This is a genomic window from Psychrobacter sp. 1U1 (genome assembly GCF_051847535.1).
Classification (GTDB): Bacteria; Pseudomonadota; Gammaproteobacteria; order Pseudomonadales; family Moraxellaceae; genus Psychrobacter; species Psychrobacter saeujeotis.
This window is the reverse complement of sequence record NZ_JBPYDD010000003.1, coordinates 96,025-122,763: the sequence shown is the minus strand read 5'-3', so window position 1 is coordinate 122,763 and position 26,739 is coordinate 96,025. Positions and strand designations below refer to the sequence as shown.

At 44.1% G+C, this 26,739-nt stretch carries 4 protein-coding genes and 2 pseudogenes; 5 read left to right on the top strand and 1 reads right to left on the bottom strand.

All coding sequences use genetic code 11. The features are described 5' to 3' along the window. The first annotated feature begins 154 nt into the window (after positions 1-154). Entirely contained in the window at positions 155-8,863 is an 8,709-nt protein-coding gene (locus tag ACS8FB_RS05065; protein WP_439261364.1) for a Tc toxin subunit A-related protein, read from the top strand. 343 nt (positions 8,864-9,206) lie between these two features. Here the strand turns inward: ACS8FB_RS05065 and ACS8FB_RS05060 are convergent, their stop codons facing one another. Then, positions 9,207-9,395, bottom strand: coding sequence for a hypothetical protein (locus ACS8FB_RS05060; protein WP_439261363.1), 189 nt, complete (start codon positions 9,393-9,395; stop codon positions 9,207-9,209). 407 nt (positions 9,396-9,802) lie between these two features. On the opposite strand from ACS8FB_RS05060, the pseudogene ACS8FB_RS05055 reads away from it, so the two are divergent. The 4 genes and pseudogenes from ACS8FB_RS05055 to ACS8FB_RS05040 all read left to right on the top strand — a co-directional run. After that, positions 9,803-10,573: pseudogene (locus ACS8FB_RS05055) on the top strand (SpvB/TcaC N-terminal domain-containing protein); the annotation flags it as partial. A gap of 420 nt (positions 10,574-10,993) precedes the next feature. After that, complete coding sequence (locus ACS8FB_RS05050) at positions 10,994-16,999, top strand: toxin TcdB middle/N-terminal domain-containing protein (RefSeq protein WP_439261627.1); 6,006 nt, start codon at positions 10,994-10,996, stop codon at positions 16,997-16,999. A gap of 369 nt (positions 17,000-17,368) precedes the next feature. Then, positions 17,369-17,551: pseudogene (locus tag ACS8FB_RS05045) on the top strand (ribosomal protein L7/L12); the annotation flags it as partial. 18 nt (positions 17,552-17,569) lie between these two features. Next, entirely contained in the window at positions 17,570-26,347 is an 8,778-nt protein-coding gene (locus tag ACS8FB_RS05040) for a Tc toxin subunit A-related protein (RefSeq protein ID WP_439261626.1), read from the top strand. Positions 26,348-26,739 lie beyond the last annotated feature (392 nt).

Below are 26,739 nucleotides of genomic sequence, written 5' to 3'. Positions count from 1 at the left end.
GAAAGATTACACCCGCTTTATAAAGGTACTACTAAATTTTTAGTGAGTATAGAAATGCCCAATTGGCGTCTTTGTTAGACAGTTCTCAACGGCCGTTTGATGCGTTTGACAGGTTGAACGAATTTCTTTGAATCATTACTTATTGGAGTGACCAATGAACGCAATCTCATTTCCACTACAATCACAAATGTCGGGGCAGCCCACATTCGATCTGCAAAATGTATTGCAATTGCTGCTCGAGCGGGACCTAATGATGGCCAACGACCCTACCAACGCCGCTGATCTGGCTACTGAACTCAAAGCAGAACAGGCTCAGCAATTTTATGGCGGCATAACAGCAAAACTGGTTGCAATATTCCAGCAGGAAAACCAGCTAACCCCGTCAGGCTCGGTGGATGAATCCACTGCCAAGGCGCTCAATACGATACTGAAGCAGTTGGGCCTCCTGGATGCGCCACAAGATGACGAAGACCTACTAGTGCGAGGCACGATAGCCTATGCTGATGGCCGTGCCGCTGCGGATCTGCTGGTACAAGCCTATGACCGCGACATGCGTTCAGAGGAACTGCTTGGCGCAACCCGGACGAATGCGAAAGGTCGCTACGAAATTCGCTACACTGCCACGCAGTTCCGACGTGCAGAGAAAGACGCGGCTGACTTGCTAGTTAAAGTCGTGGACGACAACGGCACCGTGATCGCGACTTCAGACACTGTTTTTAATGCTACGCCAGAGCAAACCATCGACATTACCCTACAGCCGAGCCAAGATCATGGCCCGTCTGAATATGAGCGCTACCTGAGCGAAATAAAACCGCTCATAGGCACAGTCGAGGGTGCCGCGCTGACCGATGATGACCTTGAGTTTCTGGCTGGCGAGACGCAGATACCATTGGAGCACCTTCGCTACCTGCGGCTAGACACCCAGTGGCAAAAATCGCACGATGTTGAAGAAGCCGCGTTCTATGGTCTGCTGCGACAAGGCCTGCCAACCAATTTCCGCAGTCTGCTGGCAGAAAAGCCGATGCGCTGGCGTGTAGTGCTAAAACAAGTCATCGCGAACCATATAGTGCCTAGCAGCTTAAGCAGCCAGCTTGACGATATTGTGCGGCGCCTGAGCGAGTTGGCGTTGGATAACGCTTTCAAGCAAGAAGAGGGTGACGCAGTTGCGCCGCTCGGCCTAGTGGTGGCGACCGCGGCCGGTGTGACCCGACCACAGCAAGAGCAGTTCGTGCGCATGACGCTGGACTACGAGCCAAAGCCAAGCACCGACTTCTGGCAAAGAGTGCAGTCTGAACTGAATGATGAAAAGGCCGTACGCGCTATACAACGTAGCCTGCAAGCTAGCGTGCTTACGTTCCACCACCTGCCGCTATTAACGCAGGTGCAGCAGGAAACCCAGGGCGACTCGGTGAAAGCTGTGGCCGGCTGGTCGGAAACAGAATGGCTGAGTGTAATAGACCGCGCGAAGGCGTACGGCGCGCAAGTGCCAGAAGCTTTTGCAAATGCGCAAGACTATGCCAACGCCATTATAAAGAAGGTCGATGCCTATTTGCCCAGCGACCGACTTGTTGCCAGAGCCACTCGTACGGCGGAGGATTTAGACCTGGTGACTGATTCGCCGCTGTTAAAGCTCTATGCCCACCTGGGCCTCGACAATATATTGGGAATGCCCGGCCTCAATGCCAGCCAGCAGAATGAGGCCGTACAAGAGAAGCTAGGGTTGTTCGATAGCCTTTTCAAAGAAAACCCAGCGCTAGATCTGCGCCATGCTGATCTTATTCGAGGTCGCATCGTGTTGCAGGGTAAGGAGACGGAGCTGGAGTGGGGCGGAATTTCTGAGGCTGATCGTCCTAGAATACTCAAACAAGCACGTGCTTTCCAGCGGGTGATGCCGCTCTCCAATAATACGGAAACACGAATCAAATTGCTGTCGGCCGGTTTTGACAGCAGCAGCAAGGTGCTCGGCACGTCTGTCGAGCGCTTAGCAATTCAAGCGCAGCTGCCAGTTGCAGAGGCTGCGCAGGTTCGCCGCGCAGCAAGCGATAGGGCGACAAAATCTGAAGTCGCTCGGTACGGTTTGTTTGAGCTTTTGTACGGCCCAGCCATGCAGGTGGACAACTTGGAAAGGACCATACCTGCAACTTTCCGGGAGATGGATAACATTGAGAAACTGTTTGGCGCACAGAACTTCTACGATTGCGAGCACTGCAGCTCCATATTGAGCCAGTCCGCTTATTTTGTCGATCTGATGGCGTTTGTGGATAAGCATATTTCCCAGGCGCCGGAGGCCTTTGGTGAAGAAGACGATCCGCGCCGAAATAGCGCGCTTTACCTGCGCAAGCGGCGCCCCGACCTCTGGTCGCTGGAACTCAGTTGCAAAAACATTCACAACCAGGTGCCCTATCTGGAGGTGGTCAATCATACGTTCGAGCAATTCCTGATTGGGCACATCGAAGAGGTGAGTAACCGCAACGACCTTTACCAAGAGCTGTCCGACGCTGCGAAGTACAGCAGCTTCAAACAGCCATTTTTGCCAGTGCAACAGGAATTGGACCTCTATTTGAGTCACTTCAGTCTGAAAAGGGCCGATGTGTTCGCGGTGCTCGGTCGTCCGGTCGCGGAGCAACGGTTGGCGTATCTGAACGTGTCGCAGTTAGAGCTTGCGTCAGAGCTTGCCATCATAGTAGAGCCCAATAGGAACAACGCGCACATGCGCCGCTTGTTTCATGCTGAGGGCAGCGGCAGAGATCCCGTACGTATTCCGGTGCCTCAGTTCATGCGCGCCACAGGGCTCAGTCGCGAGGAAGTCACCCAGTTGCGGGACGCGACAACGCTGTATTCATTTGCTTTTACCATTGAACGTACACCGGTGGACGAAAGTCTGGGGCAGTTATTTGAAGAAGAAGCACTTGTAGCTACCAATGCGCTATCAGCAATTAATAAGCTGGATACCATCCATCGCTGGGTCCGCCTCTGGCGCAAGACAGACTGGAGTCTGATTGATTTTGACTTTGTACTGAGCGCCTTGGATTCAGAAGGTTTGGCTTTCGGAATCACTGACGCAACGGTGCATCGCGTTGCCGATCTCAAGCTACTGCAGGATCGCCTGCATCTCAATGTAGAGGAGCTGGTCAGTCTCTTCCATCAAATACCGGCACCGTTTGAGCGACCTTCTGGTGATGATCGACCCAACCCACGCGCTGCGTTTCTGACGGCTCATGGTGTGCTGCTTCACCGACTGTTCGGTGAGCAGTCGTGGACAGACACGGTGAATTTCTCCAGTTTCGATACGGACTCGCCCACAGTGACGTTTACCAACGATGAAGGAGCGAGCTCGTCAGACGTATACCGTATATTGGCCGGCCTGAGTTTGAACGAGTCGGAGTTGGTCGCATTACTGATCGATCTGCGGCAAGAGCTGGAGATACCCGGCAGCGGTGCCGAGCGCACCATGAAAATTACGGTTGCAAACCTCAGCGTGCTATACCGTCATGTGCTATTAGCCCGCAAGCTCAAATGCTCCACAGCCGAGTTATTCCCGCTCATTCGACTGGTATTTGGAGCCGAGCAAAACGCGGCGCGCTCGCTAGAAGACATGTTGCAGCTCTTCACACAACTGCCCAAAATCAATGCGCTACCATTTAGCCTTGTAGAGATGTGCTGGTTGGTGCTCGATGAAGGCCGCGATACTGTTAAGATGAAGGCGACCGAAGCTCAGCTGACGCAGCTTCGCGACAACCTGCCCGAGATGGACAGCGCTGCGTTGCACTCAACGCTTGGCAGCATCTATGGCTGGAAGACAGAGGTATCCGTAGAAGAGCGCGACGAAGGTGTGCCCTCTCAGGCGGAGGTATTACTAGCCTTGGCCGGTGTCACGCTCATGAGCTTGCAGGCGGCAGTTGCCGATGGCGAACCTGAGGGCGCGTTACGTGGACAGATCAGCCAACTGGAAAAGTGGTACCTGCTGCAGTTGAATCTGGAGCTGACCGTTGCCCATGAGCGTTTCATCGCCGATAACGCTATGTTGTTTGGCAATACGGAAGCGTTCGACCTGACGCTGATTCGCCACTTGGCCATATACCGCAGCTTCGCAACAGAAGAGGCCGAAGAGCTAGAATTGGCGCATGCTTCTATGCGTGTGTTTGGCGCGGACCGCAGCGAATCGGTCGCACAGTTGTTGAAGGCTGACGCCACGCTTGTCGCGTCACTGCTTCAACCTGATGTGTTAGAACTGGCATCAAACCCAATGGAGGCGCTCGCGCAATTGCAAAGCGCCGTGGCACTGTGCCAGACCATCGGAGTAAATGGGGATGCGCTGAAAAAAATGACCGCATCGGTCTATGCCGACCTTCAGATCGGACGGGACGCAATATTGGGGGCCTTTCTTGCCAAGTACCCCGATGAAGCAAAACGCAACAAACTACTGGAACCCTACACAGAAGCTGTGCTTGAGCTGAAACGTGACGGCCTAGTGGACTATCTGCTGTCGCCAGCCTATTCATACCCTGTTCCCGCAGACCATGCTAATCCTCCGGTCATAGTGTTCCACGACCCGGTTGATCTGTACCGTTTCTTTTTGATGGATGCACAGATGGACGGCTGTGCCCGCACGTCTTGGGTTCTGGCAGGTATTTCCAGCTTGCAACTTTACGTGCAGCGCTGCCAGATGAATCTAGAGAAAAGCGGCGAGGGCGATAAGCATGCTATCCAAGTACTACCCTCTGTAATACCTCCACACGAGTGGGCCTGGCGCAAAAACTACCGTGTATGGGAAGCCAATCGCCGCATCTTTCTTTATCCAGAAAATTATATTTACCCGGACTTGCGCGACGACAAAACGCCGTATTTTGAAGAAGCAGTGAATGAGCTGCAACAGCAGGAAATCAGTCAGGATTCGGCCGAGAGCGCCTATAAGAACTACTTTGACAAGTTTATTAAAGTGGCCAATATGAATTATGCGGGGGCTACCTATTACGATGCTGACTCTGGCGGCCCACTGTACTTATTCGCTCATACTCATGAAGATCCACCCGAATACCATTACAGAACTTTGACGCCTACAACAGGTGATAAAAATAGCAATGTCTGGTCACATTGGCATCGAATTGACCTTCCGATTAACGTCGAAACCGTTTCACCCATTGTGTATCAGGGTAAGCTGCATGTGTTCTGGGTGGATATAAAAACCCGTATGGTGAACGAGGTTGTTGCAGGTGACTCCAACCTTGTTGGATACAAACACACCATAGACTTGAACTACTCATATCAGAATGCCAAGGGCACTTGGGAGCCTCAAACGAAAGTCAGATTGAGGGATGCGTATGAGGCAGTCAATGAGTGGGGCCATTCTTCTTCAAATGGCCCATTAATAATAACCGGATACCGATCAATGGAGGGGCTTTACGATAGCGACATTTTGCAGTCGGCCAAAGATGAACATACGCTTACTGGCTACAAATGGGACAGGGTCTATCCAATATTGGCCAACGGAAAACTGCTGTTTCAATATTCCGATACCGTTGATAGCGCTGGTCAAAACAATCCCGACATTTATAAAAATAGGGTTTCCACACTGGACAAGAGAGTGTTGCATGATGAGCAAAGGATTGGCCTCTATCCAAAGATAGTTGCTGAACAATATTTTATCGATACTTCGCTGGCAGAAGGCGAAGAGATCAATCTTGATGCGCAGATTGGGGAGTTTCGCCAAGAACTCTCCGCTACCCCTTACAAAATTCGAGTTGTAAAAACCAGTCAGCACAGAACGTATATCGCTTCACTTGAAAAAGATTCGTATTTGTTAAAAAGTCGGCATCCCCAAATGCTTGCTCGTCAATTGGGCTCCACTGTTGTTCAGCCCCTTGGCGCTGTTTTGCATGAAGATGGTCTGGATACCCTGCTTTCTGTTCAAACACAGACAAGATTCAAGGAAACTAGAAACCCTTGGCTCCTGCGCTCGGACATAGTAAGCTTGGATCCAGAAGACGCTGAAGCCAAACACATCGACTTCGAAGGACCTTGCGGCAACTACTATCGCGAGCTGTATTTCCATTTACCGTTTCAGATTGCCTTCAACCTGAACGCTGATCAGAAGTTCGCTGAAGCGCAGCGCTGGTTCCATTACATCTTTGATCCAACGGCGGCAGATAGTGATCTGGATGAACAGCCGGGCGACCGCAACTGGCGTTACTCACCGTTCCGGGGGCAGGAGTTGCCAAAACTACAGGACATACTGACTGACGAAGGCGCGATTGCACAGTACCGCAATGATCCGTTCAACCCTTGGGCCATTGCACGCCTGCGTCCGGGTGCACTGCAAAAAGCGGTGGTGATGAAGTACATCGATAATTTGCTCGATTGGGGTGATTACTTGTTCACTCAGGATAGTTACGAGTCGATTAATGAAGCCACGCTGCTTTACATAACTGCTCTGGATATTCTTGGCGACCGGCCCGTGCAGATGGGGGCCTGTTCGGTGCCTAAGTCCACAACCTTTGCCGACGTCGCCGAGGACATAGAAGGCGAATCGGAGTTCGTGGTGCTCGAAAACTATATCGCGTCTAGCCGACCTGACATTTCAGGTTTGCTGACCGCGGACCGCTTCGAGCAAGATGGTACGTTCAGTGTTGTGCCAACAAGGACTCAAGAGCGTCTCCGGGGATTTGTGGATGGAAATTTCGAGGCCGAAACGCTGCCAGATGAAACGTTAGACTCTAGCCCATTGAGCTCGCGGGCTGTCAGCGCCAGAGGCTCAAGGGTCGTTGGCGCGTTTCTTGCGGACATGTCGAAAGTTCGCACGGTATTTTGTATGCCGGTGAACGAGCAACTTTTGGGCTATTGGGATCGGGTAGAAGACCGATTGTTCAAAATCAGGAATTGCATGAATATCCGTGGCATGCGCCGCGCACTGGCGCTGTACGCACCAAGGATCGATCCAATGCTGTTAGTGAGAGCTAAAGCAGCTGGCCTGTCGCTTGAAGACGTGCTGCAGTCCGAATACGGTCAGCCCCCAATCTATCGGTTCGTTGTCCTGATCGAGAAAGCACGAAGCCTCGCTGCTACCGTGCAGGGGTTGGGCGGAGGCTTGCTTAGCGCGCTGGAAAAGAAAGACGCTGAAGAACTCACTTTGATGCGGGCGCGGCATGAACAGAACATCATTAGCCTTACCCGGCAGGTGAAAGAGAAGCAAATCGCGGAGGCCCAACGGCAGCGGATGAGCCTGGAGGAAAGTCAGACAAATATCGGCAATAGGCTAGAACACTACACCAATCTTGTCGAGGGTGGTCTTTCGGGATGGGAACGGACGCAACAAGTTTCACTACATTTGGGGACCCAATTTACTGTTCAAGAGTCCATTCACCGTCTAGTCGCAGCAGTCACCCATCTCATTCCAGAAGCCGGCAGTCCTTTTGCCATGAAATTTGGAGGCAAACAACTGGCTGATAGCCTTTCTTCGTTCGCTGATGGTTTTGGTGCAATCGCAAGAAGTCATGCTGCTATATCATCTTCAGCGGGTTTGGAAGCGAGCAACCAACGCCGATCTGACGAATGGGTGTTTCAACGCGACACAGCACAGCAAGAACTAAATCAAATTAAGCAACAAATTGAAGCTGCCAAGCTGCGAGAGGAAATCGCCCAACACGATCTGGAGATCTACGAAAAGAACGTTGAACAGACCGAAGAACAGTACGACTTTGTAAAGGGGAAGTTCACCAAGGTCGGACTGTACAATTGGATGGCCCAACAAATGACGCGGTTGCATCGGCAGGCTTACATGCTTGCCTATGACGCAGCGAGACAGGCCGCAGTAGCCTATGGGTTTGAGCATGGAGATGACGAACCCATCTTCATTGATCCGTCCCACTGGGAGCAGGATAAAGCAGGTTTGCTTGCCGGAGAGCATCTCATGCTACAGCTCCACCAAATGGATCAGGCTTTTCATACCGCCAACGAGCGCGAACTGGAGATGACCAAACATGTCTCGCTGCGTCGGCTTGACCCACTCGCCTTGTTGAGCTTAAAAGCGACAGGGACATGCGAAATTCGCTTGCCGGAATGGCTGTTCGATCTGGATTTGCCTGGCCACTACATGCGCCGCCTCAAGAATGTAAGCCTCTCGATTCCGGCAGTCACGGGGCCTTACACCGGTGTAAACTGCACATTGTCGCTGAGCCGAAGCAGCATCCGCATCTCACCTTCTTTGAAAGACGACAAGTATACACGCTTGCCGCTAGGGGAAGAAGACGACGACCGCTTTAGGGATTATTCAGCTACGCTTCAGTCCATTGTCACCAGTAATGCCCAGAATGACAGCGGCTTGTTCGAGACTAATCTTCGCGATGAACGATTCCTTCCTTTTGAAGGGCAAGGTGTCATCAGCACATGGAATCTGGAATTACCTAACGACTATCGTCAGTTCGATTACGACACTATCTCCGACGTGATCCTCCATCTTCGCTATACAGCGCGTCAGGGCAAAGACCTTCGTCAAAAAGCTGTGGATAATTTGCGCACGCTCACTGAGGAGGCTGAAGGGTTCGACCAGATACAACTTTTTAGCCTGAACCAAGATTTTCCGACCGAGTGGCACCATTTTTTAGCTGGCGACGAAATGTTCCGAGCAATGGTCAAGCGGGAACATTTTCCGTACTTGGTACAAGATAAAAATATCCGCGTCAGCGGAGTGGAGCTTTATGCAATCGAGGAAAAAGAATTGCTGTTCAGCATGCCGAATATGGGCGATCTTCCAATGCTTTTCCAAGGCGGAAACCAAGAGTTCGAAATAGCACTGGCGCCGGATCATGTGCTGAAAAGAACACCGGATACGTACGTATTCTTAGTTGTTCGCTATGCTATTGCGTAGTTGCAGTGCAGCTTCTACGGCAGTTTAGGCTTTCGGATCAAAACTTTGCGCAGATTCCTGATCTCTCGCAGTAGCCCTTAGATTCCTAGCCTTACATATTTATATGGTATTTCGCGATTGCCAGAAGCGGACAATGGCGAGTTTAATACTTACGCCATGAGCCGAGATTAGGATAGAAAAGGACGTCACCTTCGGCAACCTGCTCGTCGGCAAACTAACCAATATTGGGTTGCCTGCCAAACCCGACAGAACATTGAAGCTCTTTTTCGCTTTAGGTGATTGATTATGATGGCTACTTTGCGGTTTATAAAGGACAAGTATTGGCGGGTAGCTAGGTAGTGAACTAGATTATAGCCTGTTTTTCACCGTCTTGAAGTTTACGTAGCTCTGTTAAATTATGGCAGAAGACACTTTGACGTAAAAGCTGAGTGTATTGAGTAGATTTTTTATATATAACAAAGTCCATCGCTTTAATATTTATAAAGGTTTTATTGGTTTGATCAATGAAAATACCACAAGTAGAAAAATTCATGAATTGGATTTTACCTTTTGAAACCTTTGCAAAAACTCTGTAAATGTAACTATTTCTTAAAATAATACAATGAGCGATAAACTAGATACCAATATCTGGTTCTAAGCTTTTAACGTGGTTAATGAGTATAACTGTGAAGTGTTGGGTATTCATATTAGTATGAATATACTGTTTTTAAGAGTGATTCGTTACCTTAATCAATTAGCCGAGTGACATTGCTATCCACAACAGATTCGCTTAGATAATGTCAGTGCTTTTACGTTAACTATCTTTAGTAACTGGACAGCTAAAATAGATAAAGGACATAAGAAATAAGTAGTTGTGCTAAATTCTTACATAAGTAACAATACATAGGGTATATTGGACATATAAGATAGATTAATCTCTGATTTAGTGAGGAGTTAATAATGTCTGATATAAGTTCAAACATATCGTTGCCAAAAGGTGGAGGCGCTATAGCTGGCTTGGGGGAGACCTTCTCACCAGATCTTTTTACCGGAACGGGTAACTTCTCAGTACCCATCGACATTCCTTTAGGCCGAAATGATTTTCAGCCTCAACTAAGCCTTGTTTACAGCACTGGTAATGGTATCAGTCCCTTTGGTTTAGGGTGGCAGCTCACTATTCCGGGTGTTAGCAGAAAAACGAGCAAAGGGATTCCTCGTTATTTGGGTGAAGATACTTTCATTCTCTCAGGTGCTGAAGACCTTGTTCCCATTCAAAAAGATAAGGGCGTTACTCAATATAGACCTCGTACTGAAGGGCTATTTGCCAAAATTTTTAGACATTTAGATGCAGATAACGATTACTGGCAGGTGCGTAGCAAAGAAGGGTTAACCAGCTATTACGGCCATGAGAAATCAAAAAAAACTGATTCTGCAGTTATAGCAGACCCGCAAAATAATGATAATACCTTTGCATGGAAGTTAACCAAAACTGAAGACACGTTCGGTAATCAAATACGCTATAAATACTTTAATGACTCTGATGAAGACTATACTCAAAGCTACTTGCATGAGATTCTTTACCTAAATTATGGGGAAGACTCTAATAATAAAAATCCGAAATTTCTCATAACCATTCGTTTCAGTTATGAAGATTTGCCAGAACAAAAAAGTATTTATCCCTCATCAGATCATCGGGCAGGCTTTGAGGTTCGCACCGCTAAACGCTGCTCTTCGATAGAAATTTACAGCAATCCTGATGCCTTATCCCAAGACAAGCTGACAACAAACCAACTGACACGAAGTTACCACTTTAAATACATAGATCAATTAAGCTCAGAACAACGACAAGTCTTAAATATAAAATTACCACAAAATGGTCTTTTCTACCTTTATCAGATCGAAGTCGTAGGGCATGACAATGGTAAAACAGAAACCTTACCCGCTCCTCGCTTTAGTTACAGCATTTTTGATCCTGAACAACGAAAATTCACGCCATTAGATAATACAGACCTACCCACACAATCTCTATCAGATCCTGACCTAGAACTGATCGATTTATTTGGTAATGGATTACCAGACCTATTAGAAACGAAAGGTGTAATCCGTTATTGGCGTAACCTTGGTAATGGTAAGTTTGATATACCACGCATAATGAAAGAAGCGCCAACAGGGCTTGAGCTTTCTTCTACTGGTGTACAATTATTAGATGCTAATGGTGATGGCAGGCCTGATTTGATGGTCAGTAATGCGCAAATGAATGGTTATTTCTCCAGTGAAGCGGGTGCACTATGGGATCGCCATTCGTTTCAACCCTATCGCACAGCGCCTTCTTTTAGCTTACAAGATACACAAGTCAAACTGATTGACCTAGATGGTGATGGCATCACTGACGCACTGCGAAGCGGCAGTCGTTTTGAGCTGTTCTATAATGACCCAGACAATGGCTGGACTAAAACCCAACAAGTTTCGCGCAAAGCACTAAAACATTTTCCTAATGTCAATTTCGCTGACCAACGCATTAAGTGGGCGGATATGTCAGGTGATGGACTAACCGATGTTGTGATGGTTCATGATGGCAATATTGAATACTGGCCGTATCAAGGTTATGGACAATGGGGCAGGCGTGTACATATGCATAATAGTCCTAGGTTGCCCTATGGCTATGATCTGCAGCGACTCTATCTTGGCGACATCAACGGTAGTGGCAATGCAGATCTGATTTATGTAGACGATTACAAAGTAACGCTTTGGCTTAATCAGGCGGGAAAAGGTTGGAGTGATCCTATAGTGATCAATGGTACGCCACGTGTTACTAATCCTGCCGCAATTAGACTGGTTGATTTGTACGGGAGTGGTGTGAGTGGTTTGTTGTGGACGGATGACAAGAGCGGAGCAGGTCACCATTATTATTTTCTTGACTTTACCGGTGGCGTAAAGCCTTATCTACTTAATGAGATGGATAATCGGCTCGGTGCTTTAACCCGTGTGTACTATGAGTCCTCTATTCGTTTTTATCTTGAAGATGAAAAACGGCCCGATACCCGTTGGCAAAGCACTTTACCGTTCCCTGTGCAGGTAGTGAGCAGGGTAGAGTCAATTGATCTTATCTCCCAAAGCAAACTGACCACTGAGTACAGCTATCACCACGGCTATTGGGATGGTAAGGAAAGAGAGTTCCGTGGTTTTGGCCGCGTTGACCAACGGGATACGGAAAGTTTTGATAATTACCACCAATATACTACCGACAGCCAACTATCCTTTCTTGATATTGATTATACCTACTTTTCAGCGCCCACAGAAACGCGTAACTGGTTTCATCAAGGCCCTGTGCGTAAACAAGAGGGACACTGGAGTAGCTCTGATTTTAGACACGAATATTGGGCAGGGGATACTGGGCAACTAGACGGATTATACGATCAAGAAAGCTTTCTAAAAACGTTACAACTGCAAGACAGACATGATGCCATACGTACCCTGAGAGGGACTTTACTGCGCTCAGAGGCTTATGCGCTGGATGGCAGCGTAAGAGAAGCCATTCCCTACACCGTTTCAGAATCTGCCTTTGAGCTTAAAGAAATAGCGGTTCCTACCCAAGTTGAGTCCGATAGACAACGCATATATTTTCCTTTCTCTGTAGCCAGTCGAACCACACAGTGGGAGCGCGGTGATGAGCCGATGACCCAGTTTAGTTTCACTAACGATTATGATAATTATGGTCAACCGCAAAGAAGCTGGCAAGTTGCCTGTCCAAAAGGCTGGATAGATAAGTTTAGTCAGACAGAAGATTACCTTGCTACCTTTGTTCAAAGCTCTTTTGCACAACGTGATGACGAGCATGTTTATATCGTAGACCGACTCGCAGAATCTAAACATTATGAGTTAATAATACCAACGCCGCAGACCCTTCTCCAAATTGAACAAGCCGTTGAGGGTGAACAAATTAATAAACAGCTAATCGGTCATTCTCTTAATTTTTATGATGGTAATAAATATACCGGCTTGACATTGGGGGAAATTGGTGAACATGGCGTACTTTCACGTAGTGAATCCTTGATATTAACGCAAGAGACTCTTAATCGTATTTATGATAATCAGATACCCGATGTTTTTGCCAAAAATGGACAGCCCAATTGGTCTAGTGAATATCCGCAACCATTTATCAATAGCCTGCCTGTGGATAGCTCTCGTGATGTGACACGTCCAGACCTAGCTATTACACCGCTTGCATACGGCTTTGCCGATGGATTAACGCCACCCTATACCCATGGTTACTACGCAGCTGGGCAGCGTCAGGAAATAAACGCCCGTGGCATGGTGACCACTAGTGTCAATCCTTTCGGGAGTGAATCGTATATTGAATATGATCAATATGACTTTCTTCCTATCAAGGCAATTAACCCTAGAGGGCTTACTATTCAGGCAGAGTATGATTACCGTACTTTGCAAATTGCCTTAATGATTGATGCCAATGGTAATCAAAGCCAAGCAAGCTATTCACCGTTGGGAATGTTACAAAGCATACAAGTTAACGCTAAAGCAGGGGAGAATGTCGGCGACCGAGTAGAGCAACCTAGCATACGGTATCGATATGATTTTAATGCTTTTGTTGATAGCCAAAAACAGGGGCAAAACCCCCAGCCAGTGTACGTGCATACCCTGCAACGCACTGAACATGCATGGCAGTTAATTGATGAAGAGAACGCCAAAAGAGCAGCAGCAAATCTAGCAGAAATGACAGAATCAGAAATCACTGATTTTTTCGACAACGAAGAAGATAAATACCCCGAACGCTTTATACAAATGCGTGAGTATAGTGATGGTTTTGGTAGACGGATACAAACACGTGTACAAGCGGCCGAAACTCGTTTTGGCGATAATAATTTTGGTCATAGCGGATTACCCGCCAATCAATCCGATGAACAAATAACAAAGCAGATAGTAACGGGCACAGTAAATAGAGCCAAATCACAACCTAATGTCATTGTTAGTGGCTGGCAAACCTTTAATAATAAAGGCAGTGTAGTAGAGCAATACGAACCTTTTTATCATGTAGGTTGGGATTATTTAGATAGAAACGAGCATCAAGCTCAAAATGACAAACACGGCAAAGCCGCCAAAATGTTCTATGATCCTAGAGGTCAAGTGATTCGCACCCTTAATCCAGATGGCTCAGAACAGAGAGTAATTTACGGTATCCCTAAACAATTAGACAGTCCGGAGGATTTCATTCCCAGCCCTTGGCAAGCTTATACTTATGATGCCAATGATAATGCAGGGCGAACCCATTTTAACGAAAGTCAGAACTATCAAAACCACTGGGATACGCCAGCACATATTGAACTAGATGCCTTAGGCAGAACCATCAAAGTAGTAGAACGATTAAAAAGTAGTAATGACCCAGTTGATTGGATAGTTACAAAATCGCGTTACGATATTCTGGGCAATCTACTGGAAGTGATCGATGCCTTGGGTCGGATGGCCTTCAAGTATAGCTATTCACTGATACCAGAATCGCCGCCGCTGCGTATCGACAGTATCGATGCGGGAGTACGCCGAATCATCACCGACGCCGTAGGGCAAGAAGTTGAACGTAGAGATAGCAAAGGCGCACTGATTTTACAAAGTTACGACTTGCTACTGCGTCCGAAATATTTCTGGGCGCGTAATACCGAGCAAGGAGATATGACCTTGCGCCAGCGTAATCACTATGGAGATGATAACGTAGCTGATTTTGATGTCGCTAAGTTAAGTAACACTTTGGGGCAATTAATAAAACATTACGATGAAGCAGGTAGCGTCAGCACTTCAGATTTTGACTTTAAAGGTAATCCGCTAGATAGCACCCGACAAGTTATTGCTGAACAGCATCTGCTAACCCTTTATGATAGCGCTGCCAATAATAACTGGGACATAAAGCCCTTCCAGGTAAATTGGCAAGCACCAGCTGGCACTAGTGAAGAGGATCACGCAAACAGTCTATTAAACCCCTTTCAATACACCAGTAGCTCACGTTTTGATGCGCTCAACCGTGCAACAGAGATTGTCTATCCAGAAGATGTGACAGGCAAACGCGCCAAACTAATCCCATATTACAATCGCTCAGGCGCCCTAGAAAGTGTGGCGCTAGATAATGAGACTTATGTAGAACGCATTGCCTACAATGCCAAAGGGCAGAGAATTTTGATTGCTTATGGTAATGGCGCTCTAACCCGCTATAGTTATGATAATGATACTTTTCGCTTAAATCGTTTATGCACAGAGCACTTCGATGTAAATATTCATGTATCAAATTCCGCAGCCTATAGACCAACAGGTAAGGTGCTACAAGACTTTGCTTACCAATATGACCTCAATGGCAATATTCTAAAAATAGCAGATCGCTCACCTGAATGTGGCGTGCATAATCCAGCACTAAACATCGACGAGCTCGATAGACTCTTTCAATATGATCCATTATCAAGACTAACCTCTGCAACGGGTAGAGAAAGTGACAGATCATTATCTACCCCAAATGGCCCTGAATTACCCCATCATAATGACGTTACAAAAACGCGTGCTTATACCCAAAGCTATCAGTATGACAAAATGGGCAATATGCAATTATTGAAGCATACCCATGTCACTAATAGAGGAAATGTAGTTAGCAACAGAGACTTTACTGTTGAAGCGAATAATAACCGACTTGAGCAAGTCAGTTTTAGCGGAACGGAATTTTCTTATGTTTATGATGTCAATGGCAATATGATAAGCGAAGGATTAGCTCGTCATTTTGAATGGAATCATAGTGATCAGCTGACAGTGTTTAGAGCACAAACAGGCAATAGTGAGCCCAGCATCCACGCCCATTATCTATATGATGCTTCAGGGCTGCGTGTGATGAAACTGGTGCGTAAACAAGGCGGTAGCTGGGAAAGCCGAGTTTACATTGGTGAGCTGTTTGAGCATTTTCGCTGGGATAATTCAGGCGCTAGCCCAAAAGAGAATAATGTCTTGCATATCATGGATAATCAACAGCGGATTGCATTAGTGAGAAGAGGAGACGCTCATCAAAACGATGCTGGGCCAGCCGTACAATTTCATCTAAGCGATCATTTGGGAAGCAGTAATCTGGTACTGGATGATGCTGGGGAAATGATAAATCGGGAAGAGCATTATCCCTACGGTGAAACCAGCTTTGGTAGTTTTGCTCGCAAGCGCTATCGGTTTACTGGTAAAGAGCGGGATGAGGAGAGTGGTTTAAATTATCATAGGGCAAGGTATTATTCAGTTTCAACAGTTAGGTGGATTTCTTGTGATCCTATTGGGCTTGCGGGTGGGATTAATTTGTTTTCGTATGCAAGTTCTAACCCAAATAATCGGGTTGATCTTAATGGGATGGATGATAAAGAAAAGGTATATATTGATTTGTTAGAAGTAACAGCAGGAGATATTTTAGAAAAAGCAATAGATACAGTAGCTAATGGCACTCCATTACGTTTTCAGGATGGTGTTATTGCACATTACATAATTGGATCAATAATGGAGTACTCGCACGGGGCTACTGCAGATAAAGGACTTAAACATATATACGAAAATATCACACCATCACATTCTATAGAACCTTCTTATGATGCTGATGACCCACACACATCTTTTAATCAGGATTTTCGTTTGCGTCCAGATATTTATATAGGACCTAAAAAAAACGGTAGTGATACCTTAGGCGAGGAGGGAGAAGTCTTTGAAATTAAGCCAGCGAATGATATCGAGGGTGCAAGAAATCAAGCAAATGAATATGTTACTGCTTTGGACAAGATTGGGTTTTCAGCAAAGTTGGGTGAAAGCTTGCCTAGCAATCATATATATCAGATAACACTGCCAAAAAGAATGCTGTCTTTTTGGTCTCCCGAACCTGGGGTTATTTTATACAAATGGAGTAAAATAAAAGTTAATACACAGAAAGCTCCTGTAAAACAACCACAAGAAGTCCCTGAGGCTGTTAAAAAAATTGGAATAGTAACTGCTTTCACTGCTGCTGCAGCAAAAGCCCTTGATTTAATAAAAAATGCTCCTAAGTTAACTTTTCCTGTGCCGTCAATGCCGTCAATGCCGTTAATTTTTAATCCAAGAATTCTAGAAAATATGATAAATAACGGGAGAGATCCAGATATTACATAAGCGTATAAAGAAACAAAAGTTTAAAAAATGTATAAAAGAACTAAGTTTGAAGAATTTATCCAGCTATAAATGAAGTGAACATTAGGGAAGCTAATATAGGCAGTTAAACATAACCAAAGGATTGGGATCATGGCTAATTTATTTAATGTATCTATCAATCGGGTGCCATTACCGGCACAAAAACCTGTCACCGATGTTTTAAAGGTAATGCTAGGGCCAGACGCGATTGACAAAATCAATCAACTACTAGATGTAGGTGGCTTTGTCTTAGGTGATTTAAACAAACAGGCGGCCGATGTGTTTGCCACGAAGTTACGTGCAGCAGGAGCAACGGTTTCTATAATGCTTAGCAATACAACCCTAGAATTATTCAGGGTTCGCCTGCTTTCCTTTGGTGAGCAAAAACTACAAGTCATAAAACAAGTCAGAGAGATTACTGGACTGGGCTTAAAAGAAGCCAAAACCTTAGTTGAGAATAATGGCGTCGTCAAAGACAACTTAGATAAACCATCTGCTATAAAAGTTCATCAGAGATTATCTAGTGTCGGCGCTACCGTGGTTATTGAAGCTATGTCAGGCTCTGACAATGGTGAAGACCCTAAGAAACCCAAACCCGCCAAAGATGATAACTACTTGGTAACAGGTAAAGTCAGTCTTGCTAATGGAAAGCCTGCCAGCGGCGTGCTGATTCGAGCTTATGATAAGGACTTGCGCAGCGAGCAATACCTAGGGGAAGCCTCAATATCATCAACGGGCGACTACGCTATATCTTATAAACAAGAGCAATTTTCTCGCAGTGAAAAAAACAATACCGATCTGTTATTGCGAGTGTTCAACGAAGTTGGTATAGAGCTGGCGTTAAAAACAAAAATTAAAGATGAGCCAGATATATTTTTTAACAGTCCTAAAAAGATGGATATTGATCTACAGCTAGAAGCGTCAGCGGCTGTTAAAGCCTCAGAATATGAGCGTTTAGAAGGGTTACTAAGACCTGCGTTGGATAGTGCAGTACTCGCAGATCTATCTTTGCAAGATATTAGCTTTTTGATTAATGAAACGGAAATAAATGAATTCTCCGATGAGTTCCCTGCTGGTGCTAATAGCATTCACTTTATAGCCCAAAGTGCCAAACTCTCCTACGAAACGAATATACCTGCAGCAGCCTTTTATGGCTGGGCGCGTATGGAGTTTGGGCTTGTGCGTGATGAAGATACTGAACAGACAACTTTAAATTTAGATACGTTACTGGAACAATCTGATAAATACCTAGCAGAGGCATTGAAGCAGGCAATAGCAAAAATTATTATTCCAGCATGGTTAGCAGAGCAAATTGATTCAATATTAAGTCAACTGCAAGGTTTACGTGACGAAAAAACACAACAAGAAAAAGACCATTGGATACTACATGAAGTAAAAGGAGTGTTAATAGACTCGGTAAGCGCTGAACCATTGGTCGGTTTGTTAGTAAATGCTCAACCTCTTGACGAAGACAGCTTGCTGCATTTGCAAGGAAGCATCACTAATGGGCAGGGTGAGTTCATCCTCACTTATGCATTGCCTCCAGAGTCAACACTTTCAATGCTTTCATTGGCTTTAAATATTGAAGCCTCTAATGGTGATGAGCTTGATAAACAAGAGGTAAGCTTTGCAGTGGATCAGACCCAAGCCGTCATCGTCGAAGTAACTCTACCTGCTCCAGTAGAGTCAGGAAAGGAGCTAAAGCTAACAGCATTGCCGCTATCTTTCTCCGATGGTTTAAGTTCGTTCTTGGAACAAAACAACCTGACCAATATCGCTGAGCTGCGTAAGCTTGGGAATCTTGAAAATTTAAAAGAATTACCAGAAACACTGCGTGCAAGCAATGAAATCAAACAATTACAAGCACACGTCGATTTGTCTTTACTCTCTACTAACTTAAAGCTTGTAGAACAGATTAAGCAAAACCAGTTATTAATAGACAAAGGTTTCACTAGTTTTTCTGCGATTGCTGATATGTCTGTAGAACAATTTGCATCAGTAATAGATGATAATGGTATTGTTGCACCAACAGTACAGCACGCACAAGCGCGCTATCTAGATTTTCAATTGAATAACCTCTACCTTGATATTAAAACAGGTGGTACGAATAACTCAGAAGAGCTTCAACAAGACTCAGCATTAAGCTGCCAATGTGAAGACTGTGTATCGGCACTAAGTCCAGGTGCCTATCTAACAGATTTGATAGGCTATGTAACTTCGAACGTCACTCAAGCAAGCGGCACTGCCCTTACGCTTGACTTTTTGGTGGATAACTTTCATCAACCTTTATCCAAACTGCCAATTAATTGTGCAGCAACAAAAACTCAATTAAGACAAGTTAGAATTGCTTGCGAAGTACTCCTTTCTGCTATGGATACCTCTCAATTAAATTTTGTGATTACTGAAGAGCGCGTTGCCAGATATCGTCAGGCAGCCTACCAGTCGCTGCTTAGAGCTGTAGGTACTTCCCAGTTTGACCTTGATAGAGCATCATCAGATGCCGATATCGAAGCCATTGCCAATCGTCTAGGTATTGACCCTAAGTATGTAAAAGAATTACAGCTGCAATCGGGTGCTCACCAAATTTTAGCTAATGCGTTATCAGAGCATAATTTAGAGCGGATTTTTGGTTTGCCAGCTTATATGGAAACGTACATTGATATAGATATTCCACGGGTACGCTTACTTGATCCATTAAGGTTTTTAAAAGCAGAGCAAAAACGCCCTGAGCTTTATGACTGGCGATTAGAGCGTCTAAAAAAACAATGGAAAGAAATAGATTTTCCTGAAAGTCCGTTGTCACAAAACACACCGATTATTGATCCTGATGTGATCGGGCCTGATGATTTTCGTCATCCTGACGAGCTTAATACTGCTTTTGAGCTCTGGAAAACGAGGCGTGAATGGGTTGATGAACAGATTGCCCGTATTCATAGCAAGGTTATTTCCGATTCTAATAACCCCTATGGTCTAGCGACTGCTATTGCAGAAATTACTGTGCCCACGACGCTCGGTAATCTGATTGCTCAACAAGCGCTATTGGCAAACGATGCAAAGATTATCGAGGATGCAACATTTACTCAATGGCTCAGCGAAAGACAGTTAAGCGTTGAGGCGTTAAATGAGCTGGCAAGATTCGCAACCGATGTAAAAGCAGGTAAAGAATACAATGAGGAGGAATGGCAAACCTATGTAACCAATGCTACCAATATAATTGTCAATAGTGTAAAAAGAGCCGCTTGTAGCAGCTGGATATTAGAAGAGGTTAATATTAGCTTGAATATGACGACATTTTGGCCGTCTTTGACTGAACCGCAAGAAGGAGAATGGTCACTATTTTTGGAAAGTGAAAAACCACTGCTTGATCCTGAAAACATTGAACCAAAACAGCTGCCAGACGGTAAGTTTGCGCTCACGGCACGCACATTATGGAATGAGCGCCGAATACAGTTGGATAACAAGCAAAAAGAATATGCTGATATTTTGAAATCAAAAACGGCAGGTGGGTTAGACGTGATTATGATAGATGCCTTTGGTACAGTACCTGATATTGAAGATATCAATACCAAGCTCAACAGTTTAGATCAGGCTGAGCAGTCAGAGGCAAAAGCGCAAATACTAGCATTAAATTTGCATCAAGAAAGCTTCATCACACTGATAGCTGCTAGTTTGATTTTAAACGATGACCAGCAAACATTATCTAATACAGTGCAAAACAATCTATCTGCCGCTCTAGTTTCTGCATATAAGTTTAATTTCTTATATCAAGACTGGCTGTTAGAAGAAGCCAGTTTGCCATATTGGCAGTCTCTCAAAGCGCGCTTACCAAGATGGCGGGCAAGCCAGTTACAAAGACAGCAATGGCAACAAACATTAAAGCAGGCGAGTACGCCACCATTAATTGACCCTGATGTGATCTCTGGTGATGTGTTAATCGAGCCTATCATTGGCAACTTTGCTTATGATACTTGGCGCTCACGTACAAAGCTAATTGATATAGAGCTAAATACTATCCGTGACAGCATAGAGCAAGGCGGCAATGTTACCGATGATGTAATTAAGCCAGATGCTATAGAAGATTTATTTAGTAAAGAAAAATATTTAGGTATCTCTCATAAAGACCTGATAGCACTTAGTCAACTCGAAGAAAAAGGAGTTTCCATCACGGGCCGTCTACAGCAAATAGCGCTGGCAAGAGATGCTTATTTGTTTTTGCTGGAGGTAGCCAAGCGTATAGAAAAAGGCTCGAAAGTATTAACGGGCACACGTGAAAATATGTATGCCATTCTGCTACAAATATGGAAAGTAAAACAGTTTGCTACATGGAGAGAAGAAGAGAGCAATAAACTATCACTTAGCCCTGAGTTTTTTAAATATCCTACCCAGCGTCCTACATTTGCAATGCAACAAGAGGCACAAAAATGGCGTATTGATACACGTAGACAACGCGAGTGGTATAGAACGCTAAAAGCAAGAATTGATCAACAAGAGGTGCTTGCATCTAGTCTTAAGTCGATGGTTTCTGAGGTAGAAGAACAAACTTTACCGTTGCTTAGAAATGCTTTGGTAAACATCATTGACCCTTCATCTGATGATTTGACCATTAAATCAGAAAAGCTCACCAAGCGCTTTCTTATAGACTTGCAACAAAGTGGCTGCCAGATGACCACCCGTGTCAGTATGGCACTGGAGGTCTTGCAGACCTTAGTATTCTCAATTAGGTCAGGCAAAATCGATATTGCAGATGTTGAGCTGAAACTAAGCTCAAAGCAGTTTGAACAAGAATGGAGGTGGATGGGTTCTTATGCTACTTGGAAAGCGGCGATGGGCGTGTTTCTCTATCCTGAGCAGATTTTGTATCCTTCTTTACGACGAGATAAAACGCCTTTATTTAGCAATATAACGGAAAGTCTAAAATCAGATGTTTCTTCTGAAAATGTTTGCAATCAAGCTGCGGCTTATTCAGACTATATAAAGGATTTGGTTTCCATGAAACCACTCGCTACTTGTGATGCGATGGTAAGAGAATCTGACGAAGATAAATGTAGTGAAAAAGAAAGAAAGCTCAATAAATTATTTTTTGTTTTCGCACAAGGCGGCGAAACAAAAAAATATTATTGGTCATCGATGGATCAAATTAAAATAGACAATCACACTCAGTCATTTTGGAACACAGTCCCAACTCCTGAAAATGCTAGTATTAATAAGTTGATTGGTGCATCTTCACTATATGATAGCGAAAAGGATACTAATGATATTTATGTATTTTTTGAGGTTTATGAAAAAGACTCTTTTAATAAGAAGGTTATTTATTTTACTTTTGATTCAGATAATTATAGATTTTTACCTGAAGAAAGTTCGATTGAAATCCCAGAAAAAAACTATGATTCAGTTATCCTTGTGCAAGACGATTTTCGACCCGCATTACTGATAAAAAGTGAATACAAGTTTTATCTTTTTAGTTTAGAGAGAAGTGAATGGGTCTATTACGAACTAAAACAAAAGCAAGGGCTGGATCCATTCGGAACTGCAATAAAATATAATGAAAAGCGCAAAAATTTACCTCGTTCAAGTTCTGAAGCTATATACTTTTCTAACTCTATTCAGCTACATTCAGCACAAACTATTAACAGAACATTATTGAGAGGAGCGCTAATAAATATCCTAATCTCTAATAGTAAGGGAGAGTATTACAGCATACAGTTTATCTTGAGTTCACTACCTGGAGATGAAACCTACTTTTATTATTTGTATTATTCGACTTATTATTATACAAATAAAGGTAATGGAGAAACTACTCCTTTATGTTCATTCGTTGAATTAAAAGATAATAGATATATAATATACGCATCGGTGCTTACAATATTTGAATTAGGTGATAAATCACATATTGTTGTCACTGTGGATTTTTACAAAGAAGGTGATATTTTAATTAGAAAGTTCGGACTTACAAAATATCTAAGAGAAAATATTTATTTCGCAATTCCCAATCCTCGTTCGAGATTTGCTTTTACAACGCTAGCTTACTCTTCAATTGAGAACAAATATCCTAATCATGGCGCATATACTGGAATGTTTATGCTACAAAATAGCAGCTATTTAAATGAAACTTCTACGCGTTTAATTAGTTTGAAAGGCAATCCTAAGGATTTGCCTGAAATCGTTAGTAGGGATAAAATGGAGGACTTAACCAGAGTCTACTATATTGAAAGTTTTCATCGAAACAACCCAGAAGTCACACATTCATCTCATGATATTACGAGTCATGGTCGATATCATAACTATTTGAAAGAAGCCTACTTCTTTTTGCCTCTGCAAATAGCTTTATCATTATACGAAAAACAGCTTTATTTAGAATCTTTGCTGTGGTTTCGGTCTGTGTTTGACTTCCAGCTGTCTGGACGCGAACGAAGGCTCACTTATATTTTAAGTAACGAAGCTTTTTCAGTATCAAGCTATGGACAACCTGAAGACTGGTTTAAAGACCCTCTCAACCCACATAGTATATATCGTACTAATAAATATACGTTGTTTACTATCCAAAATATTATCCGCTGCTTGCTTGATTATGCAGACGCTGAGTTTACCTATGATACCAGCGAAAGCGTAGCGCGAGCTAGAAACCTCTATAATACTGCATTAGAATTAATCGAGTCAGAACTGCCTGTTCAACCTGAGAATAAGTGCTTAGAATTAATTGAGTCGCTTAAATATACGGTCGAAGATATAACTTTACAGCCTTATTATGAGTATCTTAAATCAAGGTTAGGCGAGCTTAATTCAACACAGGCATTAAAAAACACACTGGTAGAAGTGCGTAATAAACTAAACAGCAACTTCTCTGAAGAAAAAAGATTGGCTAATGCTTTAGAGGTTATACAAATGGCGTTGGGCGAGCGAAAAGCATCCTTAACTGCCACAGAGATTATAACTAAATCTTTGCTAACCAAACAAGATTTTAGCCGGACACTATTTTCTAATTTAAATATATCTACTAACTTCTTTAAAACTGATCGCTTACTGTCAAGATTAGCTAGCTTAAACTCAAATATAACAGATAACGATAGTGCTGGAATTGAAACGGTTGAGATAGTTGATTTTAGCGAAATAGTAATAGAATATTCCCCGCGCTTATCCTTTGAGTTTTGCATCCTCAATAACCCAACAGTTAAGTTTCTCCTGCTAAGAGCCAAGCTTAATTTATTTAAAATTCGTAACTGTATGAATATTGCGGGAATGCAGCGCGAGCTTGAACCATACTCAGCGCCGATAGACGTAGAGAGTGCATTGCCAAGTATGGGGGCTGGAGGACAGGTAAATTTGGCAGGCGTGACGAGAATTAGACCAACACAATACCGTTATCCAGTATTGGTTGAACGAGCGAAACAATTGACTCACTTGGCACAGCAGACAGAGTCTTCATTATTTAGTACTCTGCAATCACTAGACCAAGAAAAATACACTTTAATTAAAGCGCGGCAGGATGTCGAGATATCAAGAGAAGGCGTAAAATTACAAAAATTACGTGTGCGTGAGTCAGAGAATGGTCTTGGCTTGGCTGAGTTGCAGCTAGAACGGACTGCTATTTTGGCTGAAACCTATGCTGAATGGTCAAGCGAAGATATGCTTGATTTGGAAAAGCAACTACTTGATCAGTATAAGTTTCATCAAGATGCGCAAATCCTTTCTGCCTTTGCAAATTATGCATCACATATAGCTGGTCTTGCTGTTACCGCTGCTGCGGGTGGTGCAACAGGAGGCGCCCCTGCCTCAGCAGCAGCTGCTGCGGCTATCATTCCAATATATGCTGAGACGGTTAGCCAAAGCGTGCTAGCAACAAGCCAATTTAAAATAAACACACTTTCACAATCAATCAGTATTGCACTACGCAATCGCGAATACCAACTACAGCATCAACTGGCAGAACAAGATTTAGAGATAGGTAATCAACAAATTAAACTAGCTAATGACCGTGTTCAGATTACTGAACAAGAGCAAGCTATAGCCGAAATTCAATCAGAACAAGCCAGCGATACCGTTGTTTTCTTACAAGAGAAATTTGCTAATGTAGAGCTCTATGACTGGATGAGCGGTGTGCTAGAAAGTATCTTCCGTTATTATCTGCAACAGGCGGCTGCTATGTCAAAACTGGCTGAAATACAGCTGGCGTTTGAGCGCCAAGAGCCTTTGTTCGGTGTTATTAAAGACGACTATTATGAACTGCCTAATTTTGATAGTAATAACTCAGCAAACAGCGATTCTGCTACGGCTGATAGACGAGGGCTGACAGGTTCGACAAGATTATTGAGAGATATTACCAAGCTTGATCAATATGCTTTCACCACAGACCAGCGCAAACAACAACTCAGTGTTAATTTCTCATTATCACAACTTGACCCCTTTGCCTTCCAACAATTTAAGCAGACGGGTATTTTAAATTTCGACACATCAGGTAAAGTGTTTGACCGACGTTTTCCAGGACAATATTTACGTCTGATTAAACAAGTTAGAATCTCGGTAATCGCGCTAGTTCCTCCTGTGCAAGGTATCAGTGCTACGTTGACTTCTAGCGGTATATCTCGTGTGGTAATAGCAGGTGATGTATTCCAGACTGTTGTTATTCGCCGAGATCCGGAGTCAATTGCCTTCTCCAATCCTATTGGCGCATCAGGTGTCTTTGAGTTGAGCCCTAATCCTGAAATGTTATTGCCCTTTGAAGGCAATGGGGTGGATACTAGATGGGAATTTCGTTTACCAGAAGCTTCCAATCCAATGGACTTTAATACCATTGCTGATGTGTTATTAACTATTGAATATACGGCTTTGCACGATAGAACTTATCAGCAGCAAGTACAGCAAGAGCTGGACCCATATACTAGCTTCGATAGAGCTTTCAGCTTCCGCCAAGAGTTCTCTGATGCATGGTATGATCTGCATAATCCAGAGCAGACGGACACTCCTATGAGCGTGAGTTTTGAGACGACATTGGCTGATTTTCCCTCCAACATTAATGAGCTAATCATTAGCCACGTATTAATGTATTTTATCGCTGACAGTGACTTGCCTAGTGTCTTCGCAGCTAAACTGTTCTTTACACAACATCAAGATAGCAACACATTAGGAGGCGAAGCATCACCGATTGATGGGGTAATCCGCTCAAATACGAACGGAACAAACTGGGCTTCAATAGGCGGGAGCGTACCAAAAGGGAAGTGGCAGTTGGAGCTGCCTAATATCCCCGTTATTAAACAACTATTTGCAGATGAAAAAGTTAGTGATATTTTGCTGGTTTTAACTTGTGAGGGTGAGCTACCTAATTACCTTATGTAATATGGCTTCGGAACTTGTAATACCTTACATAGATATTTATAAATTCGCCATACATAAGGTATTAAAATTTATGATGGAGTTTGAAAAGAATATGATCAATTCTAGTGGTTCAAATTTATTCAAATCCCAGTATTAACAACATGACTTAGGAAAAGCACAATTCGAATCTTAGTCATTACCTGTATACAGGTAATGGTATATAGAGTTGTTTTGAGGTATTTAATTTATAGTCGTTTCGTATATGTATATGCATTATCGATATTCTCAGCCCCTTGATGATGAGTGTAATGCATCAGCTTGTAATCGATGTGATTAGTCTAGTGGCAGATGATGACATCGATTAGTCGGTAATCTTTTCTCTTCATCATGAATTGTCCTTAAAGGTATGAAGA

Bases quoted from the DNA above. Each gene is read 5' to 3' on its own strand.
- ACS8FB_RS05065 (WP_439261364.1), top strand. From the start codon at position 155: ATGAACGCAATCTCATTTCCACTACAATCACAAATGTCGGGGCAGCCC.
- ACS8FB_RS05060 (WP_439261363.1), bottom strand. From the start codon at position 9,395: ATGAATTTTTCTACTTGTGGTATTTTCATTGATCAAACCAATAAAACC.
- ACS8FB_RS05050 (WP_439261627.1), top strand. From the start codon at position 10,994: ATGAAAGAAGCGCCAACAGGGCTTGAGCTTTCTTCTACTGGTGTACAA.
- ACS8FB_RS05040 (WP_439261626.1), top strand. From the start codon at position 17,570: ATGTCAGGCTCTGACAATGGTGAAGACCCTAAGAAACCCAAACCCGCC.